Here is a 16,236-nt window from a genome sequence, read left to right as displayed (position 1 = left end):
TGCTAACCTATCGCAGCAGGGTTACCGATCCTTGTGTGCGTATTACCACGCCTTTGGTATCAACACCTTCGGCTGTCCATACATAGGTCCCCAAAGGTTGTAACTGGCCGTTAAAATTACCGTCCCATCCCTTGCCCGAGCTGGACGTTTCGAATACCAGTTTACCCCAGCGGTTAAATACCCTGAAATAATGAAACTGCTGTATACCTCTCAGGTTGGCATACAAAATATCGTTCTGCCCGTCGCCATTTGGTGAAAATACCGTTGGCACCAGGATATTGTTTGTAGTAAATACCGATACCAGGAGCGTATCTGTTGTAGTACAGCCAGACGGGAAGGTCATGTCTATTTTATAAGTCTGGTCGTGCTGCAGGTTGGCAGTCGGGTTTACCACTGTTGCGGCAGACAAACCGGTAGCCGGCATCCAGGTATAGCTGGCGCTGCTGATATTGCGTGCTTTTAATACCACAACAGCATCGCTTGCAGCATACACCGTATTTAAACGGATGCCTGGCATTACTGCCTCTACAGCCACTGCTTTGGAAACTGTTGCCTCCAGTGAAGGACAGGCCTGTGGTGTTATGGTTAACGCTACGGTATAGTTGCCGGATTTACCGTAACTGAATTTAGGCGAGAAACTGGTGCCGCTTTGCCCGTCACCACTGCTCCAGTTATAATTAACCGGTCCGCTTTCAGAAACATCTGAAGTATTGGTGAATACCACCGGTTTGTTTTCGCAGTAAGTTTCAAAATTGAAAGAAGCTTTGGGAGCCTGCAGCCGGGTAAGTGTGATGCTATTGCCTGCAGGCGCACTACAACCATTGCCATCAGTGGCAACAGCTGTATACACACCCGGACTACCGGCTGTAATTGAAGCGTCTGATGCACCCGGTATAACGGTATTGTTCAGCATCCATGCAAAAGTATACGCGCCCGATGCATCCAGCGTAAGTGAAGCGCCGGGACCGCAAAGTATGGTACCCAGGCTTGCCGCAATACTGCTGGATGGCGTTGCATGCACGGTTAAAGTACCGTTTACATAACTGATAGTGTAGTTATTGGCTGCACCACCCGTTACAGTAATAGCATAATCGCCTGCCGCGGATTTCGCATCTGCAGCACTGGCTGCTACCGGCAGCGAACTGAGTACAGCTGTTGTTTCGCCCTGTACAAACCCGCTGTAACCAATGGTAAAGGCCGGGTTAGCAGCGCCGTAACAGCGGGCTTTATCATTGGCGGTAGCAGTAAGTATTGCTTTACCGATGGTTAAAGTACCGTTTGCAAAACTGATGGCATAATTGCCTGAGCTGATGCCAGCCGGTGTAATCACATAATCACCTGCATTAACAGCCCCCTGCGAAGTGCCGGTATAGGTAAGTGTACCACCCAGCACTGCTGCTGTTTCACCATGTACAAAGCCATTGTAGTCAACACCATTGCCGCCGCTGTAAGCCAAACCATCGTAGGTTTTGCCGGCATCTTTCGCCGCGATGGTTAAAGTTGCCTGGCCAATGGTTAAGGTACCATTTGCATATTGAATAGTGTAGTTAGCTGAAGTTAAACCACCCGGTGTAATCACATAGCTGCCTGCGTTTGCAGCACCCTGTGAAGTACCACTGTAAGCCAGCGTACCGCCCAGTACGGTTTCCGTTTCACTATTTACAAAACCGCTGTAAGTAACATCGTTACCACCGTTGTAGGCAATACCATCGTAGGTTTTGCTGAAATCTTTCGCCGTGATGGTTAAAGTTGCCTGGCCAATGTTTAAGGTACCATTTGCATATTGAATAGTGTAGTTAGCTGAAGTTAAACCACCCGGTGTAATCACATAGCTGCCTGCGTTTGCAGCACCCTGTGAAGTACCACTGTAAGCGAGTGAGCCGCCCAGTACTGTTTTCGTCTCGCTATTTACAAAACCGATGTAGGTAACATCGTTACCACCGCTGTAGGCAATACCATCATAAGTTTTGCTGAAGTCTTTGGCAGTAATGGTTAATGCAGCCTGGCCAATGGTCAAGGTACCATCTGCGTACTGAATTGAATAGTTTGAAGATGTTAAACCGCCGGGTGTAATCACATAGCTGCCTGCATTCTTAGCACCTTGTGAGGTACCACTGTAAGCCAGCGTACCGCCCAGTACTGTTTTCGTCTCGCTATTTACAAAACCGATGTAGGTAACATCGTTACCACCGCTGTAGGCAATACCATCATAAGTTTTGCTGAAGTCTTTGGCAGTAATGGTTAACGCAGCCTGGCCAATGGTTAAGGCACCATCTGCAAACTGGATAGTATAGTTTGAAGATGTTAAACCGCCGGGTGTAATCACATAGCTGCCTGCGTTTGCAGCACCCTGTGAAGTTCCGCTGTAAGCCAGTGTACCGCCCAGCACAGCTTTCGTTTCACTATTTACAAAACCGCTGTAAGTAACATCGTTACCGCCACTGTACGCGACACCATCGTAGGTTTTGCTGTAGTCTTTTGCAGTAATGGTTAGAGCAGCCTTATTAATGGTAAGTAAAAAGCTTACATCAGGAGCAGCCTGGTAGGTGGTATTGCCGGCTTGTTTGGCAGTAATGTTTACACTGCCTGCTTTCAAAATTTTTATCTTCCATTTGTTGCCGTCTGCCGCATCCTGGTAGGTCTGTGCAACGGTGTTATCAGCAGAAACATACGATACCACCAGCCCCGAACTGGCTGTTGCACCAGGTAAAAAGTCTGCATCACCATAGGTTTTGGTAATAGCAGCGGCAGTAATGGTTTGCGGCAGCAATGAGTATTCATATGCCCCCATATCAATAATACCGGTGGTAGTATAATCTTTTACACGTGGATTACCGGCAAGGTCTTTTGTATCGGCATCCAGCCCTGCGTAAAGACTGTTACTGCCTGCATCCACTACCGGGCTATTCAAGGGCACGGTATAACTGCCATTGGTAAACGGCGCTGCGTTGTAAGAAGGCATAGATGCAAACAACGGATTGGTAGTACCTGCCAGGACGTGCGCAGCTGCATTTGCAGCCAACCCCTGCACCAGGCTATAGCTTATAGTCAAAGTAGTACCATTGACGTAAACACCGCTGCTGTTGCCATAAATAATACTGTTGTTGATGGTACCCGCTCCCCCATTGGTAAATAAAATTGCACCGGCACCTGCACCTCCATCATTATTCCCGCTCATCGTAGTATTTGTAAGTGTAACAGTAGCGTTATCGCTGAATATCCCACCGGCTTGTACAGCGCTCTTATTGCCACTGATCAGCACATTATTCAGCATAAGCGTATTACCCAGGGAATATATTGCGCCGCCCACTGACGAGGCTGTATTACCGCTGAGCATAACATTAGTTAAACTTGTTTGTGCGAAACGACATACTATACCACCACCAAGCGTAGCACTGCTATTACCGGATATCTTAACATTAGTAAGCACAACGGTACCGCCACCAAAATACCCACCCCCACCATTGCCGCTGTTGGCAGCACTATTACCGGTAATTGTACCATTGGTGAAATACACGTTTGAACCAGATGTGTATATACCCGCCCCGCCGCCGGAGCCTAACAAATTTCCGCTTATGGTTACATTGTTTATCGTTAACGATGAATTGACCAGCATTATACCTGCACCTGAAGATTGCGGAATCGCGGAACCAATACCAGGCACCGGTATCGACCCCGAACCGTTTGCGTTGCCATTGGCAACGGTAAATCCATCCAGCACAGCAGTACCAATGTCGCCGAAGCCAGCCACTACGTGGTATGCGTTATCGGTGTTATTGCCGTTGGTGCCAATATCACCGTTTAACGTGGTTTTATTGGCTGTAATACTCAGGTCACGGGCAGCCAGTGTGGTTTCCGTGCCGGCAAATCCACCATACATTTTCACATCTTTTACCAGCGAAAAGCTGTTGTCGCGATTGGTAAAGGTGGACGTATTAAGGTCTATAGGTGTATAGCGTGGCCTATAGTCGCCGCCTGCCACCCATATCTGCTTAACCGTGCCGGGTGTTGCTGCATTTAAACTGGCAGCAGCTTTTAATGCATCTGCCAGCACACCTGCCGGGCTAGCCCAGCTGCTGCCGTTACCGGTGGCAAAAGCTTTTACATACATAATGCCATTGGCATCGGGTGTTTGGCCGAAGCTGTTGAAAATGGCGGTGATTAAAAGTATGGAGAGGAGTAAATATTTTTTCATGGAAATGCAGTTACGTTTAATTGAATAAGGTTAAAACAGCGTGTTAGTAAATGAGCACAGCGGATGCAGGCTTGCCTTCTGCCCTGCCCTTTCCCAGCTGCCAAACAAACGACAGCTCCATGCTTTGCACGGATTGATAATTTTTCACCTTCGAATTCACTATATCGTAACTGATACCTCCTATCCAGCGTTTCGCTTCCAAACCGAAATAAGGATACAATGCATCACCAAAACGGTTCCATGCGCCTATGTTTACACTGCTCAGCAAATCGTCGCTGACACCAATTTTGTAAATACCGCCCAGGGTGTAAATGCTGTTGCCGGCCTGGTACTCGGCAAAACCACTCAGGTGAAACGAATTGCCTGCGCCTGCCTTAAACCAGCCGCCTGCCTGTAAACTTACTTTACGGGGAATATTGTAGGTACTGTTGTTATAAGCACCTTCATGCGGCGCACTGGCATGAAACATAGCAGCACCGGCACTCCAGCCATACGCATCGCCGGTATAGCTGTAATACAAACCTGCATTGATATCAAAATAGCGCGCCTTCTGGATGTTCACGGGATCGTTGGATGGTATATCACGCTGAAAGCCCATGCTGCCTACCTGCGATTGAAACAGGAATTTGCTTGCATCGAGTACGCGGTTGGCATAAGTGCCGGTAAGCCCTGCACCCAGCAGGCTTCTGCCTTCACCATCCAGCGAAATGTTATATGATGTTGATAAAGAAAAATAATCGTTCTTCAGCAGGCCGCCATTGCTCTGGTCGCTCAGCACCATGCCGCCAATACCCCAGTAGTTGTTGTTGTCACCACCCAGGGGTAGTTTCTTTTCAGCCGAGGCGGTAACCGTATAATAAGGTTTAATGGAAGCGCCCCACCATTGCGAACGCGTGTTAAATGCAACGCGCCAGTCGTACACGCCACGAGCGGTAAGCGCCGGGTTAACTGTCATGGGAGATGTGAAGTACTGGGAAAAATGCGGATCCTGCGCGTACAGGCAGGTACATAACGAATAGCATAAACAGCACAGCAATACGTGCCTTATTAGTTTCATAGAGACGTTTTTTAGGGATGTGTTGAAAAAAATATATGGTACAGGTAGAGGGGTAAAACGGTCGCAAATCTAGGCGTTAAATAATAATGAACAATCAACTCCGCAAAAAACGCAGCTTAAATGGTGATTAAACGGTGCGCAGATTTCAATGTATTTCGTTTGATCGTGCCTGCATAACCTGCAGCCACGCTGCCGCAAACACCCGTAAACAGTACATGAATAACTAATATACAGCCGGATATTCCTTCACTTTGAACACAACCAACTTTACCGTTTAAACGTTAATTTGTAAAAATTCCCGCAGCCCTCTGCCGGGAAATCAACAAAAAACATCCGATGAAAATAGCTACCTATAATGTAAATGGTGTAAACGGCCGCCTGCCGGTATTGCTGCGCTGGCTTGCTGAATCCGCCCCAGATGTTGTTTGCCTGCAGGAACTGAAAGCACCGGAAGAAAAGTTCCCGCTGCAGACCATTAACGATGCAGGTTACCAGGCCATATGGCATGGACAAAAAAGCTGGAATGGCGTCGCCATACTTTCGCGCATCGGCGAACCTGCCGAAGTGCGCAGGATACTGCCCGGCGACCCGGAAGACAGTCATAGCCGTTATATTGAAGCCATCATCAATAAGGTGGTGATTGGTTGCCTGTACCTGCCCAACGGCAATCCTGCGCCAGGCCCCAAGTTCGACTATAAACTAAAATGGTTTCAGCGCCTCACTGCACATGCACAGGAACTGCTGGCGCACGATGTGCCTGTTATTCTTGCCGGTGATTTTAATGTAATGCCCACTGATATGGATGTATACAAGCCCGAGCGATGGGTAGATGATGCACTGTTTCGCCCGGAAGTGCGCGAGGCCTTTAAAAATCTTACGGCACAGGGCTGGACAGATGCCATCCGCACCCTGTACCCCGATGAAAAAATCTATACTTTCTGGGATTATTTCCGCAATGCCTATGGCCGCGATGCAGGCCTGCGCATTGATCATTTCCTGTTGAGTAAACAGTTGAAAAAACGGCTCAAGGCAGCCGGTGTTGACCGCCATGTACGCGGCTGGGAAAAAACCAGCGACCACGCCCCCGTTTGGATTGAACTCTCCGACAAATAAAAAATGGCCGCTGTGGCAAGCAGCAATGCTATACCACAAAGGCCATTCATTTCTTCTGTTATCGCCAGGATCTTTTGTTTACGCCTTCCGCTAAAGTCTTCGCACCGATCTCCGCAAACCTCTGCTCCGATCTTCTCCGAAACCTCCGCTCCGATCACGAACTCGCTTCAATAGTCTCGACTGTCGATGCTCGACTTTCGATGCTTTCACTGACGCCTCACGTTACTTCCTGCTGATCCGGTACAAATTACCGCCATCTGTTACAGTATACAACATCCCATTCACATAGGCCACATCACGGAAACGTTCGCCCTTATCTGCCAGCAGGTTTTCTTCGCCCACAACTTTGTTGTTGCTGATCACCAGCCGCGCAATGTGCGTGCTGCTGAGACAGCTGATAAAGAGATTGTTTTTCCATTCAGGAATGGCATCCCCCTTGTAAAAGCTGATGCCGCTGGGCGATACCACCGGGTCCCAGTAATACACCGGCTGCTCCAGTCCATCCTGCTGCTGTATGCCCTTGCCAACAGGTTCACCGCTGTATTCAATACCATAGGTAATGGTTGGCCAGCCATAGTTTTTACCGGCACGGATGATATTTACTTCATCGCCTCCGCGCGGACCAAATTCTACTTCCCACAACTCGCCGGTAACAGGGTTGATATCGAGCCCCTGCGGGTTGCGGATGCCCAATGCATAAATTTCAGGCATGGCACCCTGCGTGCCGGCAAAAGGATTGCCAGGTGCGGCTTTGCCGTCGGTGGTAATTTTAAACACCTTGCCCAGTCCGGCCTGCAGCAATTGCGCCTGTGCGCGGCCTTCCAGGATAGAACGTTCGCCTGCACTTACAAACAGGTTGCCATCTTTGTCAAACACCAGGCGTGAGCCGAAGTGCAGGTTGCTTTTTAAGGCAGGTGTAGCGCGGAAAATAACCGTGGGTTTATCTACCGTGCCTGCTGCTTCATTCAGCTGACCTTTGGCTACAGCTGTTAAATTGCCTACACCATATTTTTCAGAAAACGACCAGTAAATGGTTTTGTTGGTGTTGAAAGCAGGGTCCAGCGCCACATCCAGCAAACCGCCCTGTGCGGCATCATCAACAGCAGGAAAGCCGGTGATTTTTTTCACCAGTGCGCCGGTAGAATCATGTATTTCCATATAACCGGCCTTGATGCTGATGAGCAGGCGACCATCGCCCATTGGTATTACAGCCCATGGATTGCCGAGCTTTTCTGCAATCTTATCTACTTTATAAGGCGTGGTTGTTTTTACACCCGCAATACGCGTCTGGCCTTCAAAGGCAGGTTTGTATTTGCTGTTGGGTGCTTTGGTCTCTACAGGAGCGTTTGAACTGTCGCTGCCTTTCTGTTTGGAAGAGGCACTGTTACCGGTGCAACCATATAAGGCACCGATAGCCAGTATGGCCGACAGGTAAAAAGGTTTTGCTTGCATTGCTTCGTTTATAAAGGTGAAGAACATTGGTTCCGGCAGTCAAGTTAGGAACTTTTCCGGGTAATAGTTCCAGTTACATAGTTTCTTCATTAAGCAAGGCCTGAAACCTTTCCACAAATTGCCCTACGTGCACACCATCCACCAGGGCATGATGCACATGCACTGACATGGGCATGGTTTTCACGCCGTCTTTTTCAGTGATTTTGCCAAACGATATTTTCGGCGCGCTATCCTGCACACCGAAATTACGTGCATGCGACAGGGAAGTAAAATCAAGCCAGGGTAATGCGGAAAAGCGGATAATATTGTTCACAGGATGGCGTTCCAGGTCAGTCGCGTTTTGAATACGTTCCATTTCCTTTGATGCCCCTTCATAATACAATTCAAAATCCGGCTGCCACGGAAAATAACCAAAACCAAAAGTGCCATTGCTGCGCGGAACGGTAGTGCCTACATCAATATGATCGTACACAAATACCTCACCTTCTTCTATACGGTAGCGAAACGGCAATACCTGCTTCGCAGCTGTGATTGCCTTGTACAGGTAGTACAGGTAAAAAGAAACCTTTTTTTCTTTGGCCAGCTGGTGAGCACGGGTACATTCAATGGTTACGGTAACACCCCAGAAAGGTTCGTCAAACTTGTTGAAGAAATTAAAATGATCACGGCGTTCCCAGTTATCAATATCTAGTTTTTGTTTCATAAAGGTATTTACAACAGTATTCAGACTGCAATGATCAAACAAAGATAGCTAAAACGCTGTTGATGGGTTGTTCACTGATTTATTACCGTGTTGTAGTATTTTTACACATGCAGCAAACAGCAATGCTTAGAAAATGGATTGGTTTACTTGCTTTGTCAGTGTACCTGATATTTACCGGCCCCAACCCTGCACATGCGCAGAGTGGTTTGTCACGTTTCGATAACGGGGTATTGGCCAATCTTGAAACCCGCCGTACTGAAGGTGCAACCCGTACGCTGCGTTTTATTGCAGACATCAACAATGGCGTTAACATTGCTGTGCCTGTTGGCCTGCTCACTGCCGGCCTCATACGCAACGATGCACAAATGAAGCGGGATGCGGGTTATATTGCCAGCAGCAGTGCCATTACTGCATTGTTTAATTTTGCCATCAAGCGTATTGTAAAAAGACCGAGGCCGTTTATCACCAACATACATCTTACACCTGTATACCGTGCAGGAGATTATTCTTTTCCTTCCGGTCATACCAGTCTCTCCTTCAGCACAGCCACTGCGTTGGTACGTTCTTATCCTAAGTGGTATGTAATTGTACCTTCCTTTGCATGGGCTGCAACCGTGGGTTATTCACGCATGTACCTCGGCGTACACTATCCAACTGATGTGGCAGCCGGCGCAATGCTGGGCACCGGGATGGCCTTTGCCACAGGGTTTATACGCAGGTAATGAAGTGGCTTCATCACCGCAGAAAAAAATTAAAAAAAATCTGCGCAAGAATTTGGTAAATACAATTACTCCCCTATTTTTGCACTCCCAATTACGAAACAAAGTAACGGAAAAAGGGAGCATAGCTCAGCTGGTTTAGAGCATCTGCCTTACAAGCAGAGGGTCCGCGGTTCGATCCCGTGTGCTCCCACAGAGAAAAGTCCTGGCAGAATATGCCGGGACTTTTTTATTGCACCTGTGTTATATTTAATTTAGTCTATATTATTTCCAGCAGTAACACCCTTCGCTGTCTCTTGCTCTCCGTTATAATCCCAGGCGCATATAACGTTCTTCCATCCTTGCCTTATATGCTACTTTTTTTTCTTCGGATAAAAAAGAACGATCCAGCCATTCAAATGCGGCGGCCTTACCATTAGAAAACAGCCTGAAGCTGACTTTTATCTGTAAATTATTCAAACCCAGTCCAGCTCCTAAATTGGAGAATAATTCAGCATTGAGCTTGTTCTTTTTACCAGAAATTGTTAGTGATAATTCTTCATCATCCTTAATTACCAGGGATACATTCAATAGATCGTATGCTGGTGAAAGCCCCCAGCCACTATTGTTTAGTATAAAGGAAAAATTCTTTAAATGCATGTCACTATTGCCTGTCAAAAAGCAGAACAACACTAGCCGGAAATACGCCACCTGATCTAAAAGCGTATTTGTACAATAGTTGCCGATTGCCCTGCCGATTCGCTCATGCGAACCTTTGTATTTATCAGAAGCTTCCAGAACCTGAAACATATCCAGCATATGAATTTTTTCTCCATCTTCTGTTCTATCTATTCTTTTTGTAACATAGGAAAGCTCTCCAGATTTTAAACGAATCAAGCTGGAGGGGACTACACTTAACTGAAATACTTCAGAAGCCATCCGCATTGTTACATGCTCGTTTTCGGGCATTTCCGGAAAGTCTGTATGCGGGGGCTTAAAGATATAATTTCCGCCCAATGCCCCTACAACAGTTAAGCGGCCGCGATCACCGTTTTCCAGCGCAGCTTTCACCAACGACAAAGATAGCTTAGGCTGAACGCCAGGTACGGCTACGCGCCGCTCCACCACATTTTTTGCGAGGTCAGCCATATCGCTAAGCAAGTATTCAAGCATAGGCGCTTTAGGGGTTCCGAAAAATTCAAGGCTGCACTGCTCATGAAAATCATCAACCGCGTCCGGTGCCAATAACTGGTAACAGTATAAACATCTTTTACTCATGCTTGCTGGTTATAAGATTTAACACTTACCGCACCGATGCAGTTTGCACAGCAAGCCAGCAATAGTCCCATTCGATCATTGGGACTAATCTTCCAGTTTTTAGCAGCAATGTCCAGTAACCACCCCTCCGGGATCAATCCATCAAAGAACGGAAACAACCGATTGGCCTTATATGGTTTCGCAACTACCGGCATAGTAAAGCAGATGAATTGTTCCGGGTACGCATCAATATATGCCGGCAGGTATTGGTACTCATAAAACCCATCATCCGTCTCAGTTAAAACGCCCGCCGCTATATCTTTATAATATATCATCGCTTGCCTCATCGTTCAATTTGCTTTTAGTAATTACTTCTTTACCATTTACAGGAGCCAGGGTATGCCCGAACATGTTTAATACATGATTGACTTTCCCAAGGTTTAAATCTGTTTTGTTCTGTTCTATTTTACGGATAACAGTAAGTGCTACACCTGCCATCTGGGCGAATGCCTCCTGGGTCATCTTAGCTTCTTTTCGTTTCCGTTTAACGAACAATGCAAGTGATTCTGTCATAATTTATTATATTCAATTAGATATAACAACACTCTTTCGAGAGAAATTATATTCAATTCAATATAAAATTACTATTTATCACGAAATTATATTGAATTAGATATAAAATTTTAATTTTATCGATTTTATATTTAATTAGATATAAAATTACTTTCTTTAGCCGACTTTGTGGCGGGTCAGTAACCCTTCACTTTGGCGGTATTGGTAATAAAAAATACAACGGGCGCATGTGAAACAAGTTCACCACGCGCCCGTATGTAGTAACAGGAAACAAATGAGGGTATCGCTATGCGATTTCAGCTGCTATAATCGACGAAGAAAACCGTTCCATCTCTTCAATTTGCGGACTGCATTGCAACAGGAAAAAATCAACACCTACTTTTTCAAACTCCGCAATTTTATCCTGCACCTGCCAGGGAGTACCGGTAAGACCCGTACGCAAACCACGGTTAGATACAGAATAATCCTGCAGGGACACCCGCTGCTCCAGCTGTGTGCCCGATAGCCACTGCTGGTAATTCTTGTAACCCGAACTGCCCTCCTGCACATTCGTAATGCGGTCGAGCTCTTTCTTTACTTCCTGCTCGTTGTTGCGGATAATACTGTACGCGGCTACGCCAAACAACAACGGCGGCAAGCCTTTCTTCTCCCTGCGTTCCCGCATATCAGCAATGCGCCGGCCAATGGTTTCAGGCGTATCACCATGCATTACATAACCGTCGCAGGTGGCAGCAATCAGTTCCTTAGCAGCCTCTGATTCACCGCCCGCATAGATTTTCGGGCGCGGGCCCGACACCGGCTTCGGCTGCAATATGTTATCGTTTACCTTGTAATATTTACCCTGGAAACTGAAATGATCTTTCTTCCACACATTGTCTACCACCTCCAGCCATTCAGCTGTGCGGGCATAACGGTTATCATGTTGTTCAAACTCGATACCGTACTTCTCTGCCTCATCTTTCCACCATGAAGAAACCACATTCAATGAAATACGGCCATTGCTGATATGATCGATATTGGCAGCCTGCTTGGCCAGCTGTGCAGGATTGTGAAAGGTAGGCCGCACGGCAACCATCAATTCCTGTTTTTGTGTAACAGCCGCAAGCGCCGCTGCGGTCGACCATGCATCCAACGAAGGCGCTTCTTCTCCTTTTATATCGTTCAGGTACAACTCAGCAATCAGTGAAAGATCAAAACCGATTTCCTCGCTTCTCACAGCCAGTTTCTTTACATAATCCCAGGTAGGCGTCATGCGCTCATCTTCCACGTTGCGCAACCAACCGCCAAATACCGGCAACCAATATCCGTATTTCATGTATTGTTTGTTTACAGGGTAAGCAATTCAAATTTATCAGGCCAATGCAAGGTTTTCAGGCTGCTTCACTGCCTGTTGTTCCAGGAAATCTACCAGCCGTTCATGCGGGTTAAAACCAATCACGTTTACTGCATCGGCAACAAAATTCGAAAGCGCATTTACATCATAGTATAGTATCTCTCCGTCACGGTCATCAATAATGTATTCAATACCACCTACATCTATCCCGGCATTTTGCACAATGGTTTCAATGTTCCTGATCACTTCTGCCGGCGGTGTGTATGCTTCCACTTTCAAACCGTTTTTAGGCGCATCAAGCGCACAGGCATTACGTACAAGTTCCTGCCCGCCTGTAGTTTGACAAATATCTGCCGGGCAAAGATTGAAGCTCTCTCCTGTTGTATACACGCGAATAGCATAGAGATACTTCCCACCAAGCGTTTCTACCCTGGTAATATAACCGCCGCGCGCAGGTATAAACTCCTGCACCAGTGCAGTATGATCTACCCCAAGGTCAATGCTGTTATTATTTACGGCGGTACGCACTTCTTCCAGCGAATTAAACTTTTCAATACCGGCACCGCTGCCGCCAATATTCGCTTTCACTACTATGGGAAAACGCAACCCCCCGGCAGCCGCTTCAATTTGTGAAACATGATTCACTACATGCGCTTTAGGGTAAGCAATGCCCAGCTGCTGCAGCAATATCAGCTGCAGTGCTTTTGATGTTTCGTAAGTAAACGCCTTGTAGCCGTTGATAACACGTATGCCATGATTTTCCAGGTGCTTCAGGTAATTCAGCGTATAAAACATGCCCTGAACCCCATCGCGCAAATAGGCAGAAGGGCTCATACGGTTAAAGAAAAGACTGAAGGCCGGCTTCTTTTCCTCTATAGCGAAATGATGTTTTACAGGATTCACCGTTTCGTAAGCAATGCCTCTTTTTTCAAGTTCGGCCAACAATGGCTTAAACCAGTCCGGATGTTCGTGGGATATAACAAAAGGTTTCATATCGGATATATGTCCACCATTTTAATAGACTTTGTAAATATAGCTGAATTGTGTATTTCCGGATCAGCCTTTGTAAATTTTATTCGGTATTCCCATTTAGTCACTCGGTCACTTTTTATTGTAAGGGCAGGCATTCATACCTGCCCTGTAAAAACTATTGAGCATACCTGCCGCCACCCAGCAGGTTACCAAAAAACACCGCGTTCAAAAACAAACGGCTTGTTCCCAGCCAATACCCCCGGTAAGTGGGGTCATCTGCAAACAAAATCACCTCCCCATCACCGCTGGATGCCGCGATAATAGCCGCTGAATTGGCCACGCGGGAAATATTCTCTTTGGAAGAATAGCCGTTTACAAATGGTTTGCTATTGTATTGCGCAACGGTTGCATACTTGTTCGTGCTCGGCAGCAGCAACACAGATCCGTTTTTATTGATATACAGGTTGCGGCTGTTAACGCCAAATGCAATGGGATGCGTTGTATCCAGGTCGGCCCTGAATATCGCACCATTAATACGCCTTGCACCTTCAGCATCTTCACGCTCTGCATAATCAAGTCGTGCAGAAACCGGCCGTACTGCATTGCTGTCACTGCTTCTTTTTGTCACAGGCAAGGCGCCGGCAGCGCCTGCATTGGCAACCGTACGCGCACCCGGCACACTTTCCGCCGCCTGACCTAATCCACTGCCTCCCCTGTTTCTTGGCGCTTCGGTCTCAGCCAGCTTCTCCTGCACCAGGTCTTGTTTCACTGCCCATGCCGTAGCAGTTTGAAAAGTAATCAATGTACCGCCGTCGTTTACCCAGTCTCTCAGTTTTTCAACAGTTGCCTTATCCCACGCACTATAGTTACCGCCGGGCAACACAATCACTGTATAACGTTTCAGTGAAGCGCGTTGAAATGCGGCAATATCCAGCTTGCTTACCGGCAAATTCAATTGCTGGTTCAATAAAAACCAAACCTGCCCTGCCTCAGATGAAGTAACACCCTGGCCAAATGCCACTGCCACTTCCGGCTTTTTCACTGCGTGAATATTGCTGCTTCCCAAATCAACCCCTGCAGCACTGAAACCCGTTGTTACAGGCGCTATACTGATATGCGCATCTGCAGCTACAGCCTGCAATATGCGAAGCAATGAATCAGGAGAAACCGTTTGCCCCGCAACAGGAATAACCAGTGAACCGTAGCCATATGCGTGATTCCCCTTCGCGGTAACGGCAGTAAATGGTTTAAAAGCCGTTTTAACAAGAATGTTTTTATCAAGCAGGTAATACAAGGCCCTGCTTGCATTGTATTCGTTATAGTCAATCACATAAGCATAGCCTGATGTGCCTTCCACAGTACCTGCAGGTAAATTTTCCGCAGTTACTTCTCCGCCCTTATTGCCACTGCTGGCCAGTTTGGCATATTGCAAACCGTAGGCATGGATAACACTCCAGCCTGTATTATCATAGTACACACTGTCTTTCAGAAAATTTTCTTCAAACAGCGAATGTACAATCAGGAAATTGGGTTGCTCTGCAGGTACAATATAAGCACTGCCTTTCTCAAAGCGCTTGCCATCCTGCGTTGTATTGTCTGAAAGCTCATACACTTTCACATGATGCTGCAACAACAGTGAAAGAAATTTCTTTGTAAGTGTAACATCCCTGCTGTCGCCAAACACATAGGCTTTAGCTGCATTCTTTCTTCCCTGCTCCAGTGCATACCGGAAGAAATCTTTCTGCACTTTCAGCAAACCTGCTTTTTCAGCAACAGCTCCGCGAATGGTTGACAAGCTGGTGGTAAGGTGGTTGCGGATAGTAAAGGCAAATGTTACCGGGCCGTTGGAAGATTCCTGTAAAACACCGCGTGAGCTGGCCTGCTCATAAGTGGCAGCCACGCTGCCGAAAAACTTCGGATAGGTTGAACCGTAAATGGGCGAAAGGTTATCGTAGTTTTCCTTGGTAAAATAAAATGAACCTATATCATCCAGCGCCTTTGCATTGTACTTCGCCAATATAGTGCTGTAATCATACAGGAACTGCGGAATTACCGGGCTGTTGTGCCGCTGCGGTGTAGGCTCAAAATAATAAGTGGCATTGGTTCCCTGTTCGTGAAAATCTATCTGCACATTCGGATACCACTGGTGAAAGAATGCCACGCGGTTACGGCTTTCTACCTGCACCAGGTTCAGCCAGTCACGGTTGAGATCGGTGTAGTAATGATTGGTTCTGCCGGCAGGCCATGCTTCCTGGTGCTCTTTATCCAGCGGGTCTCCCACTGGTGGAAATGAATGAAAGGCATTGTGCCAGTTGGCTGCGCGGTCACGCCCGTCAGGATTTAAAGACGGGTCAATAAAAATTACTGATTCATTCAGCCATTGCTGCGTTTCTGCATCCTGGCTCGCAGCAAGATAATAAGCCGTAAGCAGGCTCACCTCTGTGCTGGATGTTTCATTGCCATGCACGCCATAGCCAAGGTGGATAATCACAGGGGCAGTGCTGCCCAGCGCAGGTTTTGCCGGATCCAGCTGGCTCAGGTGCTCCTGGCGTATCTGCTCCAGCCTGCTGAAGTTAGCAGGTGCAGTAACAGTAACAATTACCTGCTCGCGCTGCTCATATGTTCTGCCGATGGTTTGCACATGCACGCGATCACTTACACGGGCCAGCTCACGCAGATAAGCTACTACCTGCTCGTGCCTGGTGTAAAACGAGCCAATGGGATAACCCAGAAATTGTTCAGGCGAAGGAATTTTACTGTCCAGCGCGCCTGCTTTAGGAAAAAAATAGCTGTTCTGCGCAAACGCACCCTGTGCTGCCAGCAATGTAAACAGCAATAGCTGCCAGGTTTTAATGGTGAATTTTTTCATGATATGATTGTTTA

12 protein-coding genes and 1 tRNA gene are annotated in these 16,236 nt (G+C 47.1%); 3 read left to right on the top strand and 10 right to left on the bottom strand.

The genetic code is table 11. The annotated features are described in order from the left end of the window. Positions 1-7: 7 nt before the first annotated feature. Both DXN05_RS10045 and DXN05_RS10040 read right to left on the bottom strand, forming a co-directional pair. Entirely contained in the window at positions 8-4,195 is a 4,188-nt protein-coding gene (locus tag DXN05_RS10045) for an MBG domain-containing protein (protein WP_116847071.1), read from the bottom strand. Positions 4,196-4,238: 43 nt separating this feature from the next. Next, entirely contained in the window at positions 4,239-5,252 is a 1,014-nt protein-coding gene (locus DXN05_RS10040) for a PorP/SprF family type IX secretion system membrane protein (protein WP_116847070.1), read from the bottom strand. Positions 5,253-5,588: 336 nt separating this feature from the next. Here DXN05_RS10040 and xth point away from each other — a divergent pair, with 336 nt between their 5' ends. Continuing rightward, positions 5,589-6,365, top strand: a complete 777-nt coding sequence (gene xth / locus DXN05_RS10035; RefSeq protein WP_116847069.1) for an exodeoxyribonuclease III — start codon at positions 5,589-5,591, stop codon at positions 6,363-6,365. Between the two features lie 222 nt (positions 6,366-6,587). Here the strand turns inward: xth and DXN05_RS10030 are convergent, their stop codons facing one another. Beyond that, positions 6,588-7,817, bottom strand: a complete 1,230-nt coding sequence (locus tag DXN05_RS10030) for a PQQ-dependent sugar dehydrogenase (RefSeq protein WP_116847167.1) — start codon at positions 7,815-7,817, stop codon at positions 6,588-6,590. A 73-nt stretch (positions 7,818-7,890) separates the two neighbouring features. Continuing rightward, positions 7,891-8,520: a chloramphenicol acetyltransferase gene (locus tag DXN05_RS10025; protein ID WP_116847166.1), complete on the bottom strand. Its 630-nt coding sequence runs from the start codon at positions 8,518-8,520 to the stop codon at positions 7,891-7,893. Between the two features lie 62 nt (positions 8,521-8,582). Here DXN05_RS10025 and DXN05_RS10020 point away from each other — a divergent pair, with 62 nt between their 5' ends. Beyond that, complete coding sequence (locus DXN05_RS10020) at positions 8,583-9,242, top strand: phosphatase PAP2 family protein (protein WP_245975173.1); 660 nt, start codon at positions 8,583-8,585, stop codon at positions 9,240-9,242. A 115-nt stretch (positions 9,243-9,357) separates the two neighbouring features. Then, positions 9,358-9,432: transfer RNA gene (locus DXN05_RS10015), tRNA-Val, on the top strand. Positions 9,433-9,545: 113 nt separating this feature from the next. On the opposite strand, the gene DXN05_RS10010 is transcribed toward DXN05_RS10015, so the two are convergent. The 6 genes from DXN05_RS10010 to DXN05_RS09985 form a co-directional block, all read right to left on the bottom strand. Continuing rightward, the gene (locus tag DXN05_RS10010) at positions 9,546-10,496 is read right to left on the bottom strand and encodes a HipA domain-containing protein (protein WP_116847068.1); all 951 of its coding nucleotides are present in this window, start codon (positions 10,494-10,496) and stop codon (positions 9,546-9,548) included. Beyond that, the gene (locus DXN05_RS10005; protein WP_116847067.1) at positions 10,493-10,822 is read right to left on the bottom strand and encodes a HipA N-terminal domain-containing protein; all 330 of its coding nucleotides are present in this window, start codon (positions 10,820-10,822) and stop codon (positions 10,493-10,495) included. Before DXN05_RS10005 ends, DXN05_RS10010 begins: the two co-directional genes overlap by 4 nt. Beyond that, positions 10,797-11,048, bottom strand: coding sequence for a helix-turn-helix domain-containing protein (locus DXN05_RS10000; RefSeq protein WP_116847066.1), 252 nt, complete (start codon positions 11,046-11,048; stop codon positions 10,797-10,799). Before DXN05_RS10000 ends, DXN05_RS10005 begins: the two co-directional genes overlap by 26 nt. A gap of 286 nt (positions 11,049-11,334) precedes the next feature. Then, positions 11,335-12,363 (bottom strand): LLM class flavin-dependent oxidoreductase, encoded by a 1,029-nt coding sequence (locus DXN05_RS09995; protein WP_116847065.1) that lies wholly within the window; start codon positions 12,361-12,363, stop codon positions 11,335-11,337. A gap of 36 nt (positions 12,364-12,399) precedes the next feature. Beyond that, on the bottom strand, positions 12,400-13,374 hold the full coding sequence (locus tag DXN05_RS09990) for an ATP-grasp domain-containing protein (protein ID WP_116847064.1): 975 nt from the start codon (positions 13,372-13,374) through the stop codon (positions 12,400-12,402). Positions 13,375-13,528: 154 nt separating this feature from the next. Next, on the bottom strand, positions 13,529-16,222 hold the full coding sequence (locus tag DXN05_RS09985) for a M14 family metallopeptidase (RefSeq protein WP_116847063.1): 2,694 nt from the start codon (positions 16,220-16,222) through the stop codon (positions 13,529-13,531). Positions 16,223-16,236 lie beyond the last annotated feature (14 nt).

Origin of the sequence: Deminuibacter soli (genome assembly GCF_003412455.1) — a bacterium.
Lineage (GTDB): Bacteria > Bacteroidota > Bacteroidia > Chitinophagales > Chitinophagaceae > Deminuibacter > Deminuibacter soli.
Note: the sequence above shows the minus strand (reverse complement) of the source record. Positions and strands in the feature narration are given on the sequence as shown.